At 47.4% G+C, this 22,445-nt stretch carries 16 protein-coding genes and 1 pseudogene; 14 read left to right on the plus strand and 3 right to left on the minus strand.

Annotated elements, in window-relative coordinates; all coding sequences use genetic code 11:
• The 14 genes and pseudogenes from EA58_RS22065 to EA58_RS17930 all read left to right on the plus strand — a co-directional run.
• Positions 1 to 243: hypothetical protein (locus tag EA58_RS22065; RefSeq protein WP_036756070.1), on the plus strand; the 243-nt coding region annotated here is incomplete at its 5' end.
• Between the two features lie 241 nt (positions 244 to 484).
• Positions 485 to 1,984, plus strand: coding sequence for a class I tRNA ligase family protein (locus tag EA58_RS17875; RefSeq protein ID WP_036756073.1), 1,500 nt, complete (start codon positions 485 to 487; stop codon positions 1,982 to 1,984).
• Entirely contained in the window at positions 1,977 to 2,939 is a 963-nt protein-coding gene (locus tag EA58_RS17880) for an LD-carboxypeptidase (RefSeq protein ID WP_250684727.1), read from the plus strand. The genes EA58_RS17875 and EA58_RS17880 overlap by 8 nt, the downstream gene beginning before the upstream one ends.
• Positions 2,940 to 2,955: 16 nt before the next feature.
• Entirely contained in the window at positions 2,956 to 4,113 is a 1,158-nt protein-coding gene (gene moeB / locus EA58_RS17885) for a molybdopterin-synthase adenylyltransferase MoeB (RefSeq protein ID WP_036756076.1), read from the plus strand.
• A 26-nt stretch (positions 4,114 to 4,139) separates the two neighbouring features.
• On the plus strand, positions 4,140 to 4,412 hold the full coding sequence (locus EA58_RS17890; protein ID WP_036756080.1) for a MoaD/ThiS family protein: 273 nt from the start codon (positions 4,140 to 4,142) through the stop codon (positions 4,410 to 4,412).
• Positions 4,413 to 4,431: 19 nt separating this feature from the next.
• Positions 4,432 to 4,578: a hypothetical protein gene (locus EA58_RS21745; protein ID WP_161781074.1), complete on the plus strand. Its 147-nt coding sequence runs from the start codon at positions 4,432 to 4,434 to the stop codon at positions 4,576 to 4,578.
• A 1-nt stretch (position 4,579) separates the two neighbouring features.
• Positions 4,580 to 5,242 carry a TfuA-like protein gene (locus tag EA58_RS17895; RefSeq protein WP_051642190.1) on the plus strand — a complete coding sequence of 221 codons (663 nt, stop codon included), beginning with the start codon at positions 4,580 to 4,582 and terminating at the stop codon, positions 5,240 to 5,242.
• Positions 5,243 to 5,250: 8 nt separating this feature from the next.
• A complete protein-coding gene (locus EA58_RS17900) occupies positions 5,251 to 6,291 on the plus strand; it encodes an asparagine synthetase A (RefSeq protein ID WP_051642191.1) in 1,041 nt (346 codons plus the stop codon).
• 19 nt (positions 6,292 to 6,310) lie between these two features.
• Complete coding sequence (locus EA58_RS17905) at positions 6,311 to 8,452, plus strand: hypothetical protein (RefSeq protein ID WP_036756083.1); 2,142 nt, start codon at positions 6,311 to 6,313, stop codon at positions 8,450 to 8,452.
• A 6-nt stretch (positions 8,453 to 8,458) separates the two neighbouring features.
• Positions 8,459 to 9,775, plus strand: coding sequence for a YcaO-like family protein (locus EA58_RS17910; RefSeq protein WP_036756086.1), 1,317 nt, complete (start codon positions 8,459 to 8,461; stop codon positions 9,773 to 9,775).
• Positions 9,776 to 9,802: 27 nt separating this feature from the next.
• Positions 9,803 to 10,675 (plus strand): class I SAM-dependent methyltransferase, encoded by an 873-nt coding sequence (locus EA58_RS17915; RefSeq protein ID WP_051642192.1) that lies wholly within the window; start codon positions 9,803 to 9,805, stop codon positions 10,673 to 10,675.
• A 147-nt stretch (positions 10,676 to 10,822) separates the two neighbouring features.
• Positions 10,823 to 12,532, plus strand: a pseudogene (metG, locus tag EA58_RS17920) (methionine--tRNA ligase); the annotation flags it as partial.
• Positions 12,529 to 13,539 carry a phosphotransferase family protein gene (locus EA58_RS17925; protein ID WP_036756092.1) on the plus strand — a complete coding sequence of 337 codons (1,011 nt, stop codon included), beginning with the start codon at positions 12,529 to 12,531 and terminating at the stop codon, positions 13,537 to 13,539. The pseudogene metG and the gene EA58_RS17925, both read left to right, overlap by 4 nt.
• 24 nt (positions 13,540 to 13,563) lie before the next feature.
• Entirely contained in the window at positions 13,564 to 14,976 is a 1,413-nt protein-coding gene (locus EA58_RS17930) for an MATE family efflux transporter (protein WP_036756095.1), read from the plus strand.
• A 327-nt stretch (positions 14,977 to 15,303) separates the two neighbouring features.
• Here the strand turns inward: EA58_RS17930 and EA58_RS17935 are convergent, their stop codons facing one another.
• From EA58_RS17935 to bcsB, 3 genes are read right to left on the minus strand one after another with little or no spacing between them, the layout of a single operon-like run.
• Positions 15,304 to 19,068 carry a cellulose synthase subunit BcsC-related outer membrane protein gene (locus tag EA58_RS17935; RefSeq protein ID WP_081819755.1) on the minus strand — a complete coding sequence of 1,255 codons (3,765 nt, stop codon included), beginning with the start codon at positions 19,066 to 19,068 and terminating at the stop codon, positions 15,304 to 15,306.
• Positions 19,059 to 20,168, minus strand: coding sequence for a cellulose synthase complex periplasmic endoglucanase BcsZ (gene bcsZ / locus EA58_RS17940; RefSeq protein WP_036756098.1), 1,110 nt, complete (start codon positions 20,166 to 20,168; stop codon positions 19,059 to 19,061). Before bcsZ ends, EA58_RS17935 begins: the two co-directional genes overlap by 10 nt.
• Positions 20,165 to 22,444 carry a cellulose biosynthesis cyclic di-GMP-binding regulatory protein BcsB gene (gene bcsB / locus EA58_RS17945; RefSeq protein ID WP_036756100.1) on the minus strand — a complete coding sequence of 760 codons (2,280 nt, stop codon included), beginning with the start codon at positions 22,442 to 22,444 and terminating at the stop codon, positions 20,165 to 20,167. The genes bcsZ and bcsB overlap by 4 nt, the downstream gene beginning before the upstream one ends.
• Position 22,445: the final 1 nt, after the last annotated feature.

The raw sequence follows: 22,445 nt of genomic DNA on the forward strand, positions 1-22,445 counted from the left end.
GAAATGTTCTTTGATGGTATCGATATTCATGGCCACTCCTCAAAAGAGGAGCATAAGATCACAATTGGTTCGTCTGGTCAATTTTCACCTAGCATTGAGCAAAAAATGTTCATGATCTTGCCCTGGTTTGAATGTCATCTGTCTGTTTCGTTTTCTCAATGCGGCCAGAGCTATAGGGTTTCCTTAACACATCGATGTCCAATCCAACTTTTTAAAGTAAAAAATTTTGTGACAAACCTCTGAAATAGGGAGTTTCATTCTATGCAGAATCCTACGAGAAGGGTAAGTTTCAACCTCCATATGCATTTAATTTTATACAAACATGATTCATAATTGTGCGACCCGCTGTAACTTTAAAGCCTAAAATGTGGATGGCACCATTAAAGAATAAAGTTGATGAAACCAAAACAAAACTTAAAAAAGTTCATAGAAAGAGAACTTGAAGTTTGCATTACAGATATTTTCTCCTGGGTGATTTATTGAGATGAATACGAATAAACAGACAGTTGTTACCGCAGCATTTCCGTTTATACCTGCAGAGCTTTGTATCGCCCATATAGCGAGTACTTATTTACCCGCAGATATCTTCCATCGCTTCGAGTGCCTTCGAGGTGTTAACAGCATTCTCGTTTCTGCCACAGATGTACATGGCCTCTTGGCAAAAAAAGAATTGTCTCAGGCTCAAATGTCGAGTCAGGAATTAATGCAAAGCTGGCATCGTCGCTATATTAACGAGTTTAGCATGCTAGGCATTGAGTTCTCACATTACGGTCGAACAGACGCCAAGGCATTAAAAGAATTAGTTTATCAGTCGCTCCATACACTCAAAGAAAAAGGCCTAATAACACAACGTGAAGCCTTTGATTACATGTGTAGCGATTGTGGTGAGATGTTACCTAGGCGCTATCGGTTAGCTGTGAAAGAGATGGCAGCAACAGGCAAAGAAAAGATCGCATATGACGACTTGGACAATGATAACTTACAATGCCGTTTTTGTGGCAGTAGAAACGTAACTAAAAGTAGTAAGCCGCATTGGTTTCTCGATTTACAGAAAGGATTACCCGCAATTCAAGAAAATATTGACAAACAGAAAAATAACCAAGTCAGCACACAGTTAAAAGCAGCTATCTCTGATGGGTTAGCTGATTGGAATATCAGCCGTGATAATTACATGGGCACAAAATTACCCTTTTCTGATGAACAAAGCCTTTACCTCTGGTATGAATCTCTAATAGGTTATTTATATCTCGCTGAGTGTGAAAATAAATACAGTAATTTTGAATTCAAGCACTTTATCGGAAAGAATATTATTTACTATCATGGTGTAGTATGGCCTTATCTATTACACTGCGGTGCCGAACGAAATGATAGTGAAATTCAAATATCAGCTCGCGGGTTTCTAGATATGGAGAAAACTGATAGCACATTAATTGATATCCAATCGATTACGTCAAATTACGATAGAGACTATATTCGATTTTATCTGGCATATCGCACACCGGACTCGCTGTCTGATTATTATTTTAATCAAGAAGACTTTTCGAACACAATAAATCAAATCTTCTGTAATCAATTTGGTTCCTTCTTTCGACGCTGTATTTCCATCTTGAAAAAAAATCAGGTGGAACAAGTTTTGCCGACCGAACTTACAAACACACCTTGGGAAACGCACTGGCCACTGATTGAGAATGCGTTATCTCAAATGCTGGTGCGGTCAGCATTATTACATATACAATCGTATATCAAAGCCTGCGGAACCGTCATAGAAGACATGTCAATCTACCGCACCCCGACCAAAGCATCCTTAGGGCTATTAAGCGATCTCTTCATTAAAGCTTTATTCTTATTGACTCCAATTTGTCCTACCCGAGTCCAGGATTTCAATATTATCAACGGGCTCGATCTGTCACGCTTACGCTCTCACGAAGATTGCGTCGGCCTGCCGCTTAGAAACTCAATGGCAAGGTGGGAAAAAATTGACTAGAACAATACACATCATTGCCCCTGCAAACCCCATGCACAAACTGTCTGGGGAAATGCTTGAGATCGGTAAGCGGCAACTTAATACACTTGGCTTTAATGTACAATACGCCACCAATGCTTTTGCCCATGCTGGCCACACCGCGGGCACCATTGAGCAGCGTGTTGAAGACATTCATGAAGGGCTAAGCGATGAAAACGTCATAGCGCTTATGGCTGTTTTTGGCGGATATAATTCCAATCAATTGCTACCTCACCTAGATTATAACCTAATACGTTCGGCAAATAAGCCTATCATTGGCTACAGCGACATCACATCCTTGATGGTGGGGATTTATAGTCAAACAGGAATCGCTTCCATTCATGGTCCAGGATTTGCCAGCTTTTGTGACCCGAATATTTTTCCAGAAGCATTAATAAGTTTTACTCAGCTTCTACTCGGAAATAACCAGATACAACTACAGCAGCCTACATTTGCCGCGGATGACTTGTGGTATCTCAAGCCCGAATTTGGTCCCCGCGATACTTATGAGCACCCTAACTGGCAAGCTGTCAGACCTGGTAGCGCAACAGGAATTTTGCTCGGTGGGAATCTCGAGACACTCTTAAGTTTAGCGGGAACGGTTTATTTTCCTGACATGCAAGATAAGCTTTTGCTTATCGAGTCCAATCCAGATGAAAAACCAGGGAAATTCGAACGCGAGTTATCTCAGCTTCAACAGCTGGGTGTGCTTTCTGTCGTCAATGGAATTCTGATTGGGCAATTCAAGAAAGACTCCGCATTAACTTCACTTCAACTCATGACCGAAATTTTCGAGCGAGTCATGCCCGATAGTAAAGTTCCGGTTTGGATGAATATTAGTGCCTCCCATGTGGATCCGATTTTATCCTTACCAATAGGTAAAGAAGTATTAATTTCGGATGAGAAATCAGTCTGCTCATTATATATTTCACCATGAACATAAGGTCAGTTCTATGCCATTCAGCCAAAAAGAGTTGTTGAGATATAGCCGACATCTAGCTTTACCGGAGGTAGGTCTAGATGGACAAAGAGCGTTAAAAGAAGCGAAAGTCTTAGTCGTTGGAACCGGTGGATTAGGAAGCCCTATACTGTTGTACTTAGCGGCTTCAGGTGTCGGTACTATCGGACTCATTGACTTTGATACGGTGGATGAAACAAACCTACAGCGACAAGTTCTCTTTGATATGAACAGTGTGGGAAAAAGCAAATCTAGTGTCGCTAAAAATAAACTTGCTGCACTCAATCCCTATATCACAGTCAATGAATACAATACTGCAATAAATTCAGACAATGCCTTAGAGATAATCAAGTCTTACGACATTGTCGTCGATGGCACTGATAACTTTACGACTCGATATTTGGTCAACGATGCATGCGTACTTTTAGGCAAGCCGTATGTCTATGGCTCTGTCTTTCGCTTTGAAGGACAAACTGCCATATTAAATGCTCCCATGGAAGATGGCAGACGAGGCCCCTGCTATCGCTGTCTGTTCCCCGAACCACCTCCTGCTGATTTAGTACCAAACTGCTCAGAGGGTGGTGTACTCGGTGTCTTACCGGCCATGATCGGCAGTTTACAGGCAACTGAAACTATCAAGCAAATTTGCAGCATTGGTAAACCTCTATCACGTCAGCTGATGCTCTACAGTGCCCTCGACTTAGATTTCAAAAAGGTCAATATGGTGAAGGATGCGTCCTGTGCGATTTGCAGTGAACATCCAGTGATTACAGATCTACAGCCTATTAACCTGAGTTGCCAGGTTGAGACTGAAGATGAAACAGTATCTTTGATTACAGGTTCAGCATTACGAAAACTGTTAGAGAAAGGACAGCCAGTTCAGTTGTTAGATGTTCGAAACGACGATGAACGGAAGATGATGCACATTGGCGGCCGACATATCCCTCTCGATAAACTCGAGATGATGACAGCGGCAGATTTAAAATATTTTGATAAACAAGCTCCGCTGATCGTCTATTGCACCGCTGGTGCAAGGAGTAAAAAAGCCATCATCCAGCTCCAAAAGCTAGATATCTTCTCAGAATTATACTCATTGCAAGGTGGCTTGTTGAGATGGATATCAGACGTAGACTCAGCCCTGAGTACCAGTTAATAAAATCGAAAGAAGAGGAATAGATTATGGCAATAATCCGTATACCTACAACGATGCAAAAATATACCCATCATGCAGTTACTGTCGAAGTTCAAGGTGAAACAGTACAGGCTGCTCTGGAGCAACTTGTTACAATTCATCCTGAGCTTAAACAAATAATTTTTTCAGATAACAACCAACTAAAAGGCTATCTCAACATTTTCATTAATGAAAAAAATATTCGAGAAGCAGAGTATCTGAAAACTAAAATTTCAGATGATTTAGAATTACTTTTATTACCTGCGGTAGTCGGTGGATAATAATTTAAGGAGAACTTCGATGATTGAGAAAAATAAGAAACAAGAGCACGTAGAATCTGAAGATCAGGCGTCACATATTGATGAAAACACGCAGGTGGCTGAAGAACAAGATGATACTTTCTCTCCGCTAGAAAGCGGGCCAGAGACAGCACTATTCTGGCAATAAAATGACTATTTTTTTTATTGGCCCAAGTTTACCTAACCATAAAATAAAGGAGTTGGTCAATGAAGACGTTGACATTAGACCACCGATTCAAAGAGGAGATTTGGATGGAATAGAAGTCTCAGATGGTCCGGTTTGTATCATTGATGGCGTTTTTCATAATTCGTTAGCAATAACCGCCCGTGAGATAGCCAAAGCATTACAGAAGGGAGTCAAGATCTACGGCTCGTCCAGTATGGGAGCACTACGAGCAGCAGAGTGTGCTCCAATTGGGATGAAAGGGGTTGGCCAAATCTTCGAACAATACCAATCAGGAGAATGCCAATCTGATGCAGATGTTGCGCTGACTTTTGATCCAATCAGTTACGAGAACATCACTAATCCGTTGGTCAACGTAAGATATGGATTCACACAAGCACAACAAGCTGGCGTGATTAATCCCAATCAACTGGTTCAACTCATTCGATTGGCAAAGGGGATTCATTTTACTGAATTAACCTATGAGCGAGTGTTCGAATTAGCCTCTCTTTATTGTGATGCGCAGAACATAGAGTATTTGAAAAAATTTATTCAGGAAAATCAGTTAGCGCTAGATCTTAAAAGAAAAGATGCTTTGCAATTAATTGCGATTATTAATAGTGAAATTAACTTTTCAGTAAATAGTTAGGGTAATATATGTTATTAAGTAATCATCTACATGACAGCAATCATCAACCACCACAGACTTGGAAATGTCCTCAAACTCATTACCTTGCAGCCTTTGATAAACGATGGTATTCGCAACTATTGCATATACAGTCTGAGATCAACTTCCTAACGCACTCCTTTTACCGCGAACAGAAAATGACCAGTGTGATGTTACCAATCACGACCGGTTCTATCTCCAGCCCAATGGGGCTTGGAAGCGATTCACTCCCCGTTCAAGTGGAAATTGCAGGTAGGCCGACATACCTCGCCGATTCCATGCAGTTCATGTTGGAGTATGCTTTACGCTACTGCCCAAATGGCGTCTTCTATATGATGCCTTCCTTCAGAGGCGAAAATGCTGATCAGCGCCACCTATGCCAGTTTTATCATTCAGAGGCAGAAATTTGTGGCTCGCTCTCCGATGTCATGGGCCTCGTAAACTCTTACTTACACTACCTCGTTGAAGGAATCAGCCCATTAATCAAGCAGTTTGGCCAAGAAAATGGGTTTGATACTAGTCATCTGGATCATTTCATTGCTCTCTCAAAAAATATTCCTTCCATACGTTTTTCAGAGGCCGTACGCCAACTCAACTACGCCCCCGAGTTTGTTGAAAAGCATGAGGCAGGCTTCTACATCCTCACCAATGCGGGTGAGCGGCAACTGATTACAGACTTCAAAGGCCCTGTCTGGGTCACGCACATGCCCTCGTTGTCCGTGCCATTCTATCAAGCTGATGACCTTGATGATGAGTATTCTCTGTCTGCGGATCTCTTAATGGGTATCGGTGAGACTGTAGGCTGCGGCCAACGCCATGACTCTGCCGAGCATGTCCTAAATGCCATGGCACGCCGTGAAGTGGCGGCTGAGGATTATGAGTGGTATGTGGAAATGCGCAAAGTAAGACCGTTACAAACCAGTGGGTTTGGTATGGGAATAGAGCGATTCATTCTATGGTTGATGAATCATAATGACATTCGTGATTGCCAACTGGTTCCACGGTTCAACCAAGTGAACTTTTTACCCTAATCGGAAGGAGTTCACGAACATGGTACGACAAGCGGCAATCATCTTGATTGTAGAGCAGCCTTCAGAGGTAGGCTTAGCCTACCTACTCGCTGCACTATCTCACCAGACCCAAAAAAGCAAGTTGGTTCTGCCAGTGATGCATGAAAGGACAAACAAGTTGCTACAACGCAACTTGGATTTTATGAAACTCGAATATACCGAGATGAAACTAGCATCATTTCTTGCGTCAGAGACGGTTCCAAAGAACTTGAAGGAACGTACTGAGCACTTGGATGCGGCAAATCAAGGCGACCAAATAAGACAGGCGTATGAAATTGCCTTTAACCGGAAGTTGGCGACTGATGCAGTGGGTACAGACCAACCGGTATGTGTCGGTGTTGGTGAAAGCGGGCTGCGCTCTGCACTACAGTATGCCTTATTGACTGAGCGTATCGTATGTCACGTACCCGATTATAACGCGCTGACCAGTGACTGGTTCGCTCGTATCGCTTCTGCGCAAAGTCTATTTATTTTTCCAACAGAGACGTTTTCCATTAAGCACCTGCATCAATTGATGGCTGCAAAAGAGCAGAGCGCGCCAAACTGTCCGATTAGTTTTGCCTATCCCTTTGGAGGGTTACAACAGGACGCCATGCAACTAAAGATGGTTGTCGCAATGTCGTGTGAGTTACCGGCCAATAGATACGTTCATACCCTGTTGCCGTTATCATCACGACGGCAGTCTGTCGAAATTGGTAAGTACAGGATCTCTTCAGGGCATGGAGAGCCTAAAGAAACTGAATGGCTACAACAAGCGACGAGAGCCTTGATCACCATGCCGCACTCCAATGGCGTGAATATGTCTCTTGGCCACGCCGTATTATGCGCCAGAAAAAAACGCGAAGTGAATAAAAAAGCTATCGCGGTACACCCTTGTTTCAAGAGCGAACTATGTAATCGCGACAAGCCAGGGGCCATACACTTGTCGCCGACTGAAATTCCGGCGTCACTCGTGATGAGCTACACCTGCTGGGGAGTAGTTTTAGCAGGGGGAACGTATGACACAGACTATACGTTAGCCGCTCAGTTTGCCCTATCACCGTATACGTCGGTCTTGATCACTACCTACACAACAATCAAACTAGACTCAGAAGCCCCCCTTCAATTCTTACAGGATTATGAATCGGGGAATAAAATTGGCGACACTGTTTTAAGGTTTAATCAGCGTCATTACGCGTCTTATCGGGATGTCTTGTCCGCATTGATAATATTTGGAGATCCCGAATACTCACAAGCCGGCTCAGTCAACCAGGAAGATCTCGCGCAAGCGGTTACCGCTGTCAAAAACGTTCTGCAGCTTGACCAGCACTCCAGCACACCTCTTATGCCTCATTTATTTTCAACGACGCACCTCGACTATAGCCGGGCTGTCGGGCAGTTGACTCATGCCATTCCTATAAAAGCAGTATCCTATTCAGCTACTGCTTTACAACAGGCAACCGAAAGTTATTGGGCTGCAGCAAAGTGCTTAGCCGCACGTGCCACAACCCAGCAGAGTCAACCTCGCGATATCAAACCAGTTGAAAACTATGCACGCGAAGCGTTATTGAATTTTCATGCGGCATGGTGTGATCTTTACCTTGCCATGATTCATCATCTCGGTGGATACCTACGCCTTCAAACCGACAAGGTCTATGTTTATGCAGGCAGTGGTGAAGGTACAAGTATTTGTCCTTACTGCAAGGGAACCCTGAATGTCAATCGAGTGCATTTGGCAAATGAGCCACAACAGATGCGCCTCTTACACGAATGCCCAAATTGTGCGACGGTGTTGGATGCTGTCGGGGAATGTATTTCAGCTGAAATACAAGGCCATAGCCACTGCTCTGTCAAAAGCCCATATGATATGGCATTAACCCTGCAGCTGAGGAATAAAAAATCAGGTAAAAAACAACTCACCTGTATCGCGGTAATAGAACCTTTCATCAAGAATGGTCAAAGTGAACTTGCAGTTAGCAAAGCGCAAACGACTCTGCACGAAGAACGCCTGAGTTACCAGATTAGCTTGCCTGAACTTATCCTACCCTCTCATTACGTATGTGGCCTTCATACGCTCAATGTGTTGGTGTTAGTAGAAGACGAAGTAGTGTTGCTACGTAGACCTATTTACTTAATAGATTAAATCATTATGACGAAGCAAGTAATATCCACGAAGACGCGCATTACAGCGCAAGACCTCCTGGCCAACTTTACTCACTTGGCAAAGGAGAACGGGAAAAAGTGTAATCCTGCGGCACATTATCGTACCGTACCATTTCATGAAACCATCACGCGTCTAAGACCATTTATGCCTTTGGCTGGCATCACACGCGTTGCAGATATTACTGAACTGGATAAATCTGGCATACCCGTTTTTCAGTGCGTACGTCCGTTAGCGATGGAAGATCAAGACACTTTTACTGTGTTCTCGGGCAAAGGCATTGACAAAGCACAATGTGAAGTATCTGCCATCTCTGAGGGCATTGAACGATATTGCGCGGAAAGCCAGAATTATCCTCAATCAAAGTTCCAGTTTTCCAGTTATAACACGCTGAAAAAAAAGTTTAAGGTTATCCATCCTGCGCAATTTCATTGCCCGGAATCAGCAAAATTTGATCCCGATGAAACACTGGAGTGGGTGTCGGTTTCCAACTTAATGACCGGAGAATCAGTTTACGTAACAGCAAATGTCGTGTTCTATCCGTACCAACCTAAACAAGGACGGGCTCTCTTTCGCTATTTCACGACGGGGCTTGCAACGGGAAATAACTATCATGAGGCTATCATACATGGTCTTTATGAAGTGATTGAGCGTGATGCGGCAGCACTAAATAAAATTCTTAGACAATATCCTGTGGTGCCTAACGAGTCGATAGAGAATCCTGACGCACAGCGGATCATCTCTGAGCTCGCCGAAAACGATGTTGATGTCATTATCCGTTATATTACACAAGAAGATATACAAGTACCTGTCTTCGCTGTCATCTGTGAAGATAAAAAAGCCTTCGACCCACTCTTTATTAACGGCGGATATGGATCAAATCTAAATAAAGATATTGCCTTGCTCAGCGCACTCAATGAAGCCGTTGCCTCTCGTCTGGGAGCCATCAGTGGCGCACGAGAAGACCTCGAAAAATTCGAAAAAAATCGCGAGTTTCAATATCAACAATTTAAACAGAAATACGCATATTGGTTTGATAAAAATTCGCGAGTAATTCACTACCAAGACATACCTTCCGTACAGTACAAAAACTGCTTAGAAGATATGACACATTTAATGAATGTGTTATCACTTGCTGGTTTTCAGGACATCCTATTAGCAGACCTGAATCATGCAGGCTTTCCGCAGCCAGTCGTGAAGATGCTCATCCCGGGCGTGGAACGATACTCCTTCAAGATGGAATGTATAGGTCAACGAGCCAAAGATAACTATTACAAAATCTATGGCAAACAACTCATTTCTTAAGTCATGACATAAAACATGAGGTTCAGCATGATCACAACAAACAAACCAGTTTATACCAAAGCAGAAATCGACGAGATGACTTATTTCGATCTGATCGGCGTTGTAAGAGAGACCAATCGCCCGCCAGGTGGTGCTCATAGTATTAGGCGAATCGCTCAAAGTGCAATGCTTAATCCACAAAGTAAAGTCCTTGAGGTAGGCACCAGCACCGGTTTTACCGCGATTGAACTGGCACGAATTTCAGGGTGCCATGTTTATGCTATAGATATTAATGAAGAAAGCCTCGCAGAAGCTCGTATACGTGCTAAACAATACGGTGTAGAAGATAAAGTCACATTCTGTAAGCAAGATGCAACAGCAATGGCGTTCGAACATGAAAGCTTCGACATGGTCTTCTGTGGCAACGTCACCTCTTACATGGATAATAAAGAAAAAGTCATCAGTGAATATTGCCGAGTATTAAAACCAAACGGTTACGTTGCGGCTATCCCGATGTATTACATCGATACTCCGACCACTGAGTTTGTTCATCGAGTTGGGAAAGCCATCGGAGTCAACCTAACACCAAACTATCGACAAAATTGTTTAGATTACTATCAAGTCGAGCCGCTAGACATTTGTTGGCTAGAAGATTACCAGTTCGACAACATTGAAGAATCTCAGGTTACCAAATATGTTGATGAGCTAACACAACGAGAGCATTTATCCGCACTGGATATGCCAGCCTCAGAGGCGCTGACTAACAAATATTCTGAATACATGCACTTGTTCAGAGAAAATCTGGCAATGATGGGTTTTACTCTGATCCTACTGAGAAAAGAACCAGTAAAGATAGATAAAGAATTATTTACTTCTACGATGATTGTGCAACCGACAGCACGCAAATCGAGCGGAAAGTAATAAGTCGCGAGGCGCACCTAATGCGCCTCGTACATCCAAGGCAAGTCAGTCATTGAATTGAATCACGACCAACAATTGAAATGTAAACCAACTCAGAAATTGAGGTAATACCCCAGCTCTGACGGAGGATACTCACATGAAAAGGAAAAGAACGCTATGCCACGATTCCTCATAACAAGTGCACTCCCCTATATCAATGGAATAAAACATCTGGGTAACTTAGTTGGTTCCTTATTACCTGCTGATGTCTACGCGCGTTACTTGAGACAACAACAACAGCAAGTCTTGTATATCTGTGGTACCGATGAGCATGGCACACCTGCCGAGCTTGCAGCGACAGAGCATGGTTTGTCGACAGAAGACTATTGTAATAAATTGCACGACCTTCAACGCGATATTTATCAACGCTTTCATATTTCATTCGATTACTTTGGTCGTACATCGTCCAAAGCAAATCACGAGATTACTCAATCCATCTACCGGGATTTAGAGCAGCGCGGCTTCATCAAACAAAAAGCAATAGAACAAGTCTACTCAATTGAAGATAAACGATTTTTACCTGATCGTTATGTCGAAGGGACATGCCCTCATTGCAGCGATGAAAAAGCGCGCGGCGATCAATGCGATGGCTGTGGTCAACTGCTTGAACCATATGAGTTAATCGACCCTCATTCGGCCATCACGGGCAGCAAAGATCTCATCATCAAGCAAAGTAATCACTATTTCCTTTGTCTTTCCAAATTACAGCAAGATGTCGGCGCTTGGGTAGACAGACACAAACATTGGTCGCCTCTGACTCAAGGTATCGCCAAGAAATGGTTGCAAGAGGGGCTACAAGACCGCTGCATCTCACGCGATTTAAATTGGGGCATCCCTTTACCTACAGACAACAACGAAAAAAAAGTGTTTTATGTCTGGTTTGATGCGCCAAATGGCTATATCAGCATGACCAAAGAGTGGGCAGAAAAACATGCTCCCGATTCCTCTGCCTGGAAAGATTGGTGGACCGAGTCCGACGATGTGCACTATACCCAATTCATGGCGAAAGATAACGTTCCATTTCACACTATTTTTTGGCCAGCGGTACTCATGGGAGCAGAAAGTAACTATAAACTCGTCGATAACATTAAAGCCTTTAATTGGCTATTGTATGAGGGTGGAAAATTTTCGACTTCACAAAAACTTGGTGTCTTTATGGATGATGCTCTGGAGCTGTTTCCGGCGGATTATTGGCGCTATTACCTCTTGAGCAACGCACCTGAAAATTCCGATTCAAGTTTCACTTTTCAACATTTTTCTAAAGTCATCAATAAAGATCTCGCTGACAACTTAGGGAACTTTGTGTCTCGGGTTTCAGCGCTGGTCTCGAAATATTTTTCCGGTCAAATCCCAAAAGAGCAGCTCGCAGCTTACACATTCCCTGTGGAGATGAAGGTGCAAGTTAAAGAACTACTGAAAGACATCAACGACAATTATCAACAATGTAACTTTCGACACCTCATCAACTGCTTAAAAAAACTCTACGCCTTGGGCAATGAATATATTACAAAGGCTGAACCCTGGAAAATATTAAAAAATGATGAAAAGGCAGGAGCAGACATCTTGAGCACATGTCTGATCCTCATTCGAATCATGGCGGTTGCTAGTGCTGCCGTGATACCTACAACAAGTGAAAAACTTTTTGCTGTGTTGCAGCTTACCCAACGTCCTGATGCTCTAACCATTCAGGATGAGTCGCTCTTCGCGACCGTTGACACCTCAATTAAAACCGACAAAGCATTGAAGTTGTTTGAAAAAATCACTGATAAACAAGTCGAAGATCTTACTCAACGTTTTGGAGCAAAGAAATCATCATGAAATGTACCTTCCTAACCTCAGCAATATTTAAACAAGCCATGCCAGATTGGCAGATAAAAGAAATGATCAGACTAGATATAGAGTCAGTGAATGACAACTATCGAGTATTAGCCAAATCAAAGACGAGTGAACAGCAATTTTTCATGAAGTTAATCGCTGATACTGAACGAGCGACTCCCTCGTTCGAACCCTTTATGCATGAGCTATTGGATGGCAAAGTACGCCATATCATCCCAATGACATGTGCGGGAGAGGCAAGTGGTCAGCACTATTTCATCACTGAATATATCCCAGATACCACAGAGTTACTCCATGCGCTAGAGCCAAATGACCATGCCGCTCATTGGACGAATTGGTCTGAGAAAATTGTCACATTTATCGAAGACTGCGCGACACTGACGCTGCCGTCGGGTTACGGTTTTATTGCTCAGGAGGCACGAGTTGGCGCATTAGCCAATTGGCAAACTTTCTTAAACAAAAACTTGGAAGGTGTGGGTGCCAAAATTAGCGAAATCATTACAAAACATGGCGATAGAATCGCACCTTATTTAAGAACGCTACATGCCCAAATGACACATGCGGTTGCTGAAAACTCAGACCACTGGCTTAGCGTGAAGCGATGTTTTGTCCCCATCGATCTCAACTTAAAAAACTTCCTCGTGCGAGGGGAGCAATTGTACGCCATTGATCTCGAATCATTCGTTATCGGTGACCCGTTGTTAGCCTATGGGGAATTTATGGGGCACACGCACAAGACACCTTTCGCTGAAGCCTTCGCGGCAGCACAGCCACCGTGGACACCTGAACAAGAGAAACAAATTCACTTCTATGCATTACTCGCAAATCTGAATGTATTTTGCTTCGTTGCCTCAAGCTTGGATAAAGGTGCTGACTTAAACAACATCAAACCTTGGGGAAACCCCAACTCATTTATCACGCTTATGCAAGAGCATTATCAAACTTGTTTTGGTGAACCGTTGCCCGAAATAGTGCAGTCCATCGCATAATCTGTTCTTAACCAGAGAGTACCAATGAGACCATCGACGACGTTCCGAGTTCGCGCTGCCCTAAAAGAGTTGTCATTTACTGGTAACTACGTCTCGGCGCGTCTATTTGATATGTTCCATATCATCTGCGAAGGAATCATCGTCGCCCAGATTAGCAACCATGCTGTGGCTGCAATGGCAGTAGCCACCTCTTTAACCCGCCTATTACGCGCGCTTAGTTACGGAGCATTCAGCGGAACCAGCCTACAAATCGCGGAGGGGATTGGCCGAAAAGATAACCAGACAATTTCAACGGCCCTAATTCAGGGAGTAATTATCACCTTGTTTGTGTCCCTCGCTTGTGGCGTGGTCTGCTTGCAAAGCGACACGCTGTTCATGCTCATGGGAATTGAGGTGGAGATCGCCCATTCGCTCCGCGACTATCTCTTCTATTACGCTTTCAGTATCCCATTCTTCTATCTCAGCTTAATCGGCCTGCAATTGTTTTTGGCCTTTCGTGATACGCATAGCGTTATGATCGTCAATGTGGTTTACCACGCAATCTGCATCTTCCTGCAAGCGGTTCTAGCACTGGGTTTGTTCGGCTTCCCTGAGTGGGGGATGTTAGGCATGGGACTAAGCTACCTCTGTGCATCGGTGATTGTTTTTTTCATCACCGGGTTGATTTTAACGCACGGACACCTTTATCAAGATATTCAGCTGCTCACCGTCACTCGGAAAAGAGCAACCCAAAACATGCTCAGCCATGTACTCACCGGAAGCAAACTCTCCTTAGCGGGCATCATTGAGTGGATTTCTCAATTATCTCTCACGCTACTGGCAGGGCTAAACGGCGCTTACGCCATGATCGCACAACAAGTCGCCTTACAGAGCAGTATGGTGATTATCGTACTTTGTGTCGGATTTACCAATGGACTGTCGGTATTATTGCGTAAGCTCCTATCTCAGGACGAGGCCGGAGAAGAGCCCGATAAGCACGCGAGATACACAAGAGATGTTGCAAATGTAGCGATTGCCGTCGTGGCAGGGAGCACGGTATTGGCGAGTTTGAGCTATATCTTTGTTCCTAAGGTCTTCATTGATTTGTTCGCTCACAAGTCAGTTCAACATGATCCGAATCTCATGCAACTCTTGGTGAACGTCATGTTGATCACCAGCTCTAAGCTTTTCTTCGATATGCTAAGAACCATTATCGGAAATGGCGTCTTAAGGGGTTACAACGACCTATCGATACCGCCACTCATTACTTTGGGCTATTTTGCGGTGATAGGCGTAGGGCTCGGTGGGTTATTAACATGTGTCTTGGACTATGCTGTTGAAACCTTATTTATTATGCAATCGATTGCATTTTTGGCGATTGCCCTACATCTATTCATGCGCTGGCTTAGGCTAGCCCCAGCGCACGTATTTACAACCTACCATCAATCACAACATTAGGTGAGGATAAAACTTCAGAAAAATCCCTTGCATAGCAGAATCGATTAACACGTGACAACGACACATGTCGTGATACAAAAACCAGATGAGCGATGGCTCTTTTTCCCGCAGTTCCAGATTGTCGTTGATGCAGTCCGTCAGTCTTATTGACGTGAAAGTTGGGCTATATCTTTACTCGGTCTGATTCAGCCCCAATGACAGACGAATCTCCAGCAACGGGTATTGCTCATCAAAGTTCAGAGTTTCTTTGCAATATCTCCAAGGCGGTCATCCGTGATAAATCACAGACCAAAAGAGCGCTTTCGCGCTCTTTTGGTTCTTTTCTTCTCAGTCGAAGTCACTGTACAACTGCGGCACCGCCGGCGGGTATTCAATCGGCTGCCAGCGATCGCTGAAGGTGTATTTCATGTAAAGCATCAAATGATTCGGTTCGTAAAAATCTGAACGTTGCAGATCCAAAGATGCGCCCAGATACCAGCGTTCGCTGATCCGCTGCTCGATGGCACCTTCCAGTGAATACCCAAAACCACCGCCGGTACTGGCTTCTCCGGCCGATGCATACGGCGCATCTTCTTTTGACCAGGAGTGAGAGAGGGAACCACCGACCCGATAAGACAGGCTGTTGCCGTAGCGACCGTAATAATTCACAGGCAGAGACAACGAGACATAACGCTGCGGACTGTAATACCCGCCGCTGCCCAGCGTATATTCCCCCAGATTTTTATCGTAATGGAAATACAGCAGGTTGGTGCCGAGACTCAGGCGCTGATCATCTGTGGCAATCAGCTTATAGTATGCGCCTCCCAGCACCGCCAGACGGGTATTATCCATGACATTTTCACCCGTCATCTGATGATACTGAAGGCTGTTCCAGAAGCCATATGGCCCGCCGGTATCCCAGCTTGAACTGAGTTTGATCCCGGTACGGACCACACCCCCCCATGCCGTCCCTGCCGGATCGCTGACTCCATCCGGAACCTGCATCCCGGCATAAGACAACACAGTGCTGGTTTCAGGACGCCGGGATGCCGTGACTGAAACACCAAAATCTCCCAGCTCGTTGTCAACCGTCACCCCGCCAACCCAGGTGCTGTGATCAAAACCCAGCGGCGTGGTACCGATATCCGCCGTCCAGTTTTCAGCCTGCCAGCCCAAGGCCAAAGCCATGCCGGATGCCTGGCTGCGAAAGGCATCGGAATCGACCGAGCGGCCCGTCTGCTTCTCAAAATAATCCAGATGGTCGGAATCAACATGGACATAATCTGCCCGCAGCAATAAATGCCCGTTCCAGTCTTCCATCGGAATTCGCGCTTCTATCGGGATCTGACTGGATGTGTTCTTACCATCTCTGGCACTGTAATCCCAGCCGATGATCACATGACCATCGCTGCGATCACGCAGACGATCGATATCCGCCTTCACATTCCGGGTCAGCCAGTTATCATCCGCATCCTGATACAAGTCGCGCAATTCGGGGGATGCCTTGCCTGCCGCCGCATCCGGACTTTTTTCGATCCGGTCAGCATTGAGCGCCTGATAGCCCCGCTGCTCTGCAAGCGCCCACTGCTTGTTCTCCATGGCGATTGCCATAGCATTGCGATAATCCATTGCATCGGCATCGGCGCGCAAATCCAGTTCCAGATTCAGGGCATCTGCTCTGGCTGTTTCTCCCTGTGCATTCATCACCGGGGCAACGGCCATCAACTGCCGGGCCGACAAGGTGGCTCGTTTGACAAACAAACGTTGAGAGGCCCGCTGATAAGCCTCGCCATGACCGGAAAGCGCTGCGGCCTGTAAAACACCCGCCTCCGCTTCGGTCTGAAACGGTTCTGGTTTCCCCAGAATTTGCTGATACAAGGTCAGTGCTGTGTCGTGTTGTCCCTGAGCCAGCCTGAGGTCGGCTTCCGCCAGCACTCGACGGGAATGCAGTTCGTCCAGCCCAGCGAGCCATGACGCATCCAGTTCACCTGCCAGCCGTTGCTGGCCTTTTTCTGCCAGCCACGGATCAAAATCGCTGAATTTCGCCAGCGTGATCATCAGTCCGCCATAACTGAGCTGGGCCGATTCAGACCACTGCGCGTCCGGCGTCATACTACGATACATTGTTTCAGCCCGCTGCCGCTCGCCCAAATCTGCCCAGACCACTGCCAGACGGGTCAGTACCTCGGGCTGATCTGCATATTGCTGACTCAGCGCATTAAGCTGCGAGCGCACCACTTCCGGATGCGTCTGATAGCGATCAGCGATATCAGACAGCGACTGGTTCAGTTGCAACCGGGTCAGATTTCGTTGCATCGCGTCTGTTCGCTGAGAAATCGGGACACGAGAGAGCACAGTGACCGCTTCCGAAAGTTGGTCCGCCTGCGCTAAATACAGCGCATAAGCGAACTGCATCTCCGGATCTGTCGTCGCGGCTGACCAGTGACGCATCAGCCTATCTGCCTGCGCCCGTTTCCCGACCGCGACCAGCGCATCAGCAATATCCCGGCGCTGCCAGGCCGAGGTTGGATTCAGGGTCAGCAATTCATTCGCATAACGTTCCGCAGCGGGTAAATCCTGACTGACGAGCGCCTGATTGAGCTGCTGTACGGCAAGCTGAGTTTTCATCTCTGACAATCGCTCTGACAGCAGATGGCGCTGGCGCGGAGACAACCCCTCAACAAAGGCAATCGCCGCACGCAGGCCACCCTGTGCCTCGCGCACATTCACCCGGCCTCGCAGTGCGGTTTCATTCCCGGCATCACGCTGAAGTGCCTGCTGATAGGCCTGATCGGCCGCTTCGAATTTTTGCTGCGCCAGTAACAGCGCGGCCAGTTTGTGATAGGCATAGGGCGCACGGTCATCTGCCGCGATGGCTTTCCTGTAGGCCCGATCGGCCTGAGCCATCTGGCCGTTGTCTTGATGAGCATCGCCATCATCCAGATAAGCCCAGTAAGAAGCCGTTTCGATCAGCGACTGCCATTTCCTGACGTGATCCGGATCATTATCCAGCGCTTGCGCCTGCTGAAAAAAGCGCAATGCTTTTTTCTGCTGGCCCTGACGCAGATACACCATGCCCAGACCGCCCAGAATTTCCGGATCCTTGGGTCGTGTCGTCAGCGCATACGTCAACTGACGCTTCGCCTGTTGATCCTGACCATTCTCCAGCAATGCCAGGCCCCGTCGTTTGGCCTGATAGGTGGGATCTTTCCGTAATTCCTGCTCCGTTTTCCAGCGTACCTGTGCGTCCTGACTGGCACGCTGAATCGCCATATCCGACGGATAATAACTGGCGACGATAGCATACTGATCGGCCACGGCCTGAGAAATCGGCAGTTGCTTCAGCGCTCGCAACCAGGCTTCAGCCGCGACAGGACCAATATCCGACCGCAGCGCCAGCTGGCGGTAGGTATTCAGCATCCAGGGATCGGCCGGGTCACGTCGCCGGATATGATTCGCCAGCGCCAATTGAAAGCCAGGCACGCCCGGGTACGCTGCATTCAGTTGCTCCAGCCCTTGCTTTACTGCGTTCCAGCGCTCCCTGAGATTGCCTTCCACCTGAAGATATTCAAGCTGCAGTTCCGCCGAAGGCATGCCGTTGGGGAAAAGCTGACGATATGCTTTCAGCGCTTCAGGATAGCGTCCGGCATGAGCCAGCAGGCGCGCCTGCTGTAACGCGGCTTTTTGAGGGCCATGAATCGCGATCAGATCGTTCAGTGCCGCCCGTTGCGACGAACCGACTTTCAGTTGATTCACGATGGCCTGGGCCTGATCCGGCTGTTGCTGCTTCAGAAACAGCCGCGCCTGATAATACAGACCTTCCGGCTGCTGGCTGTCGATGGCAAACAGGCGCTCCAGGGCACTGACCACAATGTCGTCCCGGTTCAGCGCCGTTGCCAGCGCAATCTGTTCCACCAGAAACGCCACCGAGTCGACGCCAACCAGCGATGTCGAAAGACGAACCGGTGTGACCGGCTGATAAACCTGCTTCAGTTGCGCCGGTGTCAGTGGCGTGTCCGGTACAATGCCCGCCAGTGCCATCTGGCTGACAAACAGCGACCCGATGCTCAGAGTCACCAGCCGGTGTTGACCCGGAAATCGGTTTACTGACATTGATTCGTCCATGCCGGCTCCAGTTCCCCGTTCAAACCAAAACGGTAACGCTGCTGATGCCAGCCCAGCCCGAACATCGCCAGTACATTATCGTAATAGTGATCATCGGTTTTACTGACGCGCTGTTCAGATGCGCGCTTGGCCTGCTCAGCCAGCAACACAGGTTCATTTGAGACGGCCAGCAACGGCAGCAATGCTGCCGAGAAACCCGCACTGCCAGCACTCTGATAACGTCCGTTTTGCGCATTCACTTCGCGGGGTGGCGCCGAGAGCTTTGCGGTCGCGGCAACCATCGGCTGCATGGCTTTCACTAATTTGGCTTTGTCGTTCGAGTCGTCATTCAGCATCCCCGCCCACAGGTAAGTCCGGATCGCGTTATAGCTGCCTGTCGTCCCGGTCTGTTGATCGACTGAAAACTGGCTCTGACTCAGCGTCGCCCAGTCCGGGCTGAAACCGACGGGCATGGTCTTCAGAATCATCGCCAGACTGGTTTGATACATCGACGACCAAGCATGGTGCGGATAGAGATCCCCCATGCGCTGGATCAACTGAAGCGGGACATAACTCGGATTGACTTTGTAACTGTCATCACCAAGTTCAAACCCGGCAACACCGGGTAACAGCACCGTGCCCATACCTTCGATGTCCACGGTTTCTTCCCGCAGGATCCGGATTGCCATCAGGTAAGCCAGCGACTGATAGTAATGGTTGTCCCACAGACGTCCGGCTTCAGCCAGCGTGTAGGCAATCCAGAGATCAGAGTCCGACGCCGGATTGGCGTCCAGCACACCAAAACGTCCCGAGGGCTGACGCCCCCAGAGCCAGGCCGGTAAACGGGCCGTCAGATCCCCTTCCGCCAGTTGGTTCTGCGTCCAGTTCAGTAAAGTCGCGAACGTGCGCTGATCGTTGGCGACCAGCGCAAAAAACAGTCCGTATGACTGACCTTCAGATGTGGTGATCTGACGCGCATCGCTGCCGTCAATCACCCGGCCATTTACAATGTAAATTGACTTGAACTCTTGCCATGCCGGCCAGTCGCACGTGGCTGCCCAGCTTGTTCCCTGAAACATCAGGCACAGGAGAATCATCAGCTTTTTCATTCGTTTCCTTCTCCTTTTGCCAAACGTCTGGCCGCAATTTTACGCAATATCCGCCACAGGAAGATGGTCACAATCACCACCAGCAAAGCCGCCAGACTGGCCACCCACACCGGATGGTTTGAGAAGTGATACCAGACCAACTGCCACACCGGCAGCTTTCCGACATAATAGCGTTCACCCACATTGTAGCTGGCGACTTCCTGATTTCGCAGGATCACCACAGAACCCGACATGAACTCAACTTTTCCGGCATCAATCAATGCCTGATCGACCAATTTCAAAGCCTGAGGACTTACGGCCATCACAGTCACCAGACTGCGTTTTTTCGTAAACGGTGACGCCATCCCCGTTATCGCAGCAAACGCACCGCCAGCCTCAACAGAGACCAACTCCGCCGCAGCCTGATTGCCTGTCGGTGCAGCCAGCCAATTCATACCCAGAGATTGTTCATTTCTGCCCGGCAAACGGATCTGACGTTCCCCGGCCTTCACCACCAGATTGACCTGATCCCGGTCCAGCGCAGCACGGCTCAGTTCAGGCACAACACCGATACTGAGAATATCTTTGTCCTTCAGTCGCTGACTGTCCCACTGCTGGGTCAGTGTCACATTGATTCCGGGATATCCGGCATCGGCACCCAAACGTCCCATCACATTCAGGAAAGTCTGCAATGCTTCACGGGAAGGCGATGCCGATAAGACCACAGCCGTATCCGCCAGATCGGCCATCCGGGTAAACGGGAAACCAGATGTGGCAAAGGCACGCATGTTCGGCATTTCGATGTAATGCGGGAATCCACTGAAATCAATGGTCGAGCTGCCATCGATCACCGCATATTGTTTGCTGGGCTGAGTGACCTGACAGTTGCCTTCGGTCACAGAAGCGAAACCGAATTCAAACTCAATTTTATTTTTGCTGCCGACCTTAAACGCAGGGATCCGAACCCGATCGCTACCGCTCAGGATGCCATCGTCCAGCAAAGGTACCCGGATGCGTTTGGATTCGCCTCCTTTTCCTTCCGTCGTCAGATTAAACGCCTCAACAAATTCATCGTTGATTTTCAGGCTTAAACGGGAACCTGAGTTATCTGTCATCGGCGGAGAATAGCGGTAACTGAGATCCATCGGGATCCCCCGACTCTGCCAGGTGAACAGATCCGGGGCCAATTGTAAATTCAGGTTGATCGGTGCCGGAGCACGCCCTTCCACCTGAAGCTGATTGCGCTGTGCCACCAGCTCAGAAAACGCAACCGGACGCGAGGTATCCACCCAGTTTGGCGCATCATAAGGTACTCTGGGTCTGACCTGCTTCACTGCATTGATTTTCGCCATCGGGCCCGTGAGCAATTGGGTGCCCAGCGCCAGCCCCTGTACGGCTGTATTCAGATCCTGACTGTCCCGGCCAATCACCAAAAGTAGCTTGGCAAAAGGATGGGTGGGATGGGTGATCATTTGCAGTCGCGGGCCATCGGTATCCGGAAAATCGCGCAGAAACTCAGGCTTGTTGTCGTTGGTCACGAACACAACCGCATGCTGCCCGGGCAAGGTGTCAAAAGACAATGGAAACTGGGCGCCACGCCACTGAGACAGCGCGCCAAAATGAGATGCCAGCACCCCGGCTGCTTTGATTTGGGCCAGATCAAAGTGCTCCCCCATCACCACGGGCAGATTCAGTCGCGTGAAATCACGCGGGTCAAAAAATGGCGCTGGCAACAGACTCAAATCACTCTGAACCCGGGTTTTCTGAACCATCAACTCGACATGACTGCTCTGGCTGATTTCAGCCCAGATACTGGCATCATTCGGATTGGAGCAGGTTTTGTGGGTATTGCCGATCAGTTCAAACCGAATCTGGTTATAGTTACTGAAATAACGGGCATCCAGCGGCATTGCAATCGACATCTTCTTGCCCTGCTGCCCATCCGTAATCGGCACCACGCCCATCAGTTCATCATTCAGATACACCTTGATGTGAGAAACCAGCGCCAGCAGCGCCGGAGAAGGCGTCACATCAAAATACAGGTTTCCCTGCGCAATCACTTCATCCAATCGGGAGCCGAAACCAATATAGGCATTCGCTTCGCTGCCCTGAATCCCGATGGAACCGTGAAAACCCAGCTGTGAAAATGGCAGCTCGCGTTTGGTGACCGCAGATAAAGTCTGCGGGGCCGCAGAAGCAATCGTACCCGCCAATGTTTCCTGTGCGCCTGCAACCGCAGACACGCCTATGCCAATGAAAATAGCCGACAGTGTTTTTATTGTTTGATTCAGTTTCATT

The sequence above is a fragment of the Photobacterium galatheae genome (genome assembly GCF_000695255.1).
Classification (GTDB): domain Bacteria; phylum Pseudomonadota; class Gammaproteobacteria; order Enterobacterales; family Vibrionaceae; genus Photobacterium; species Photobacterium galatheae.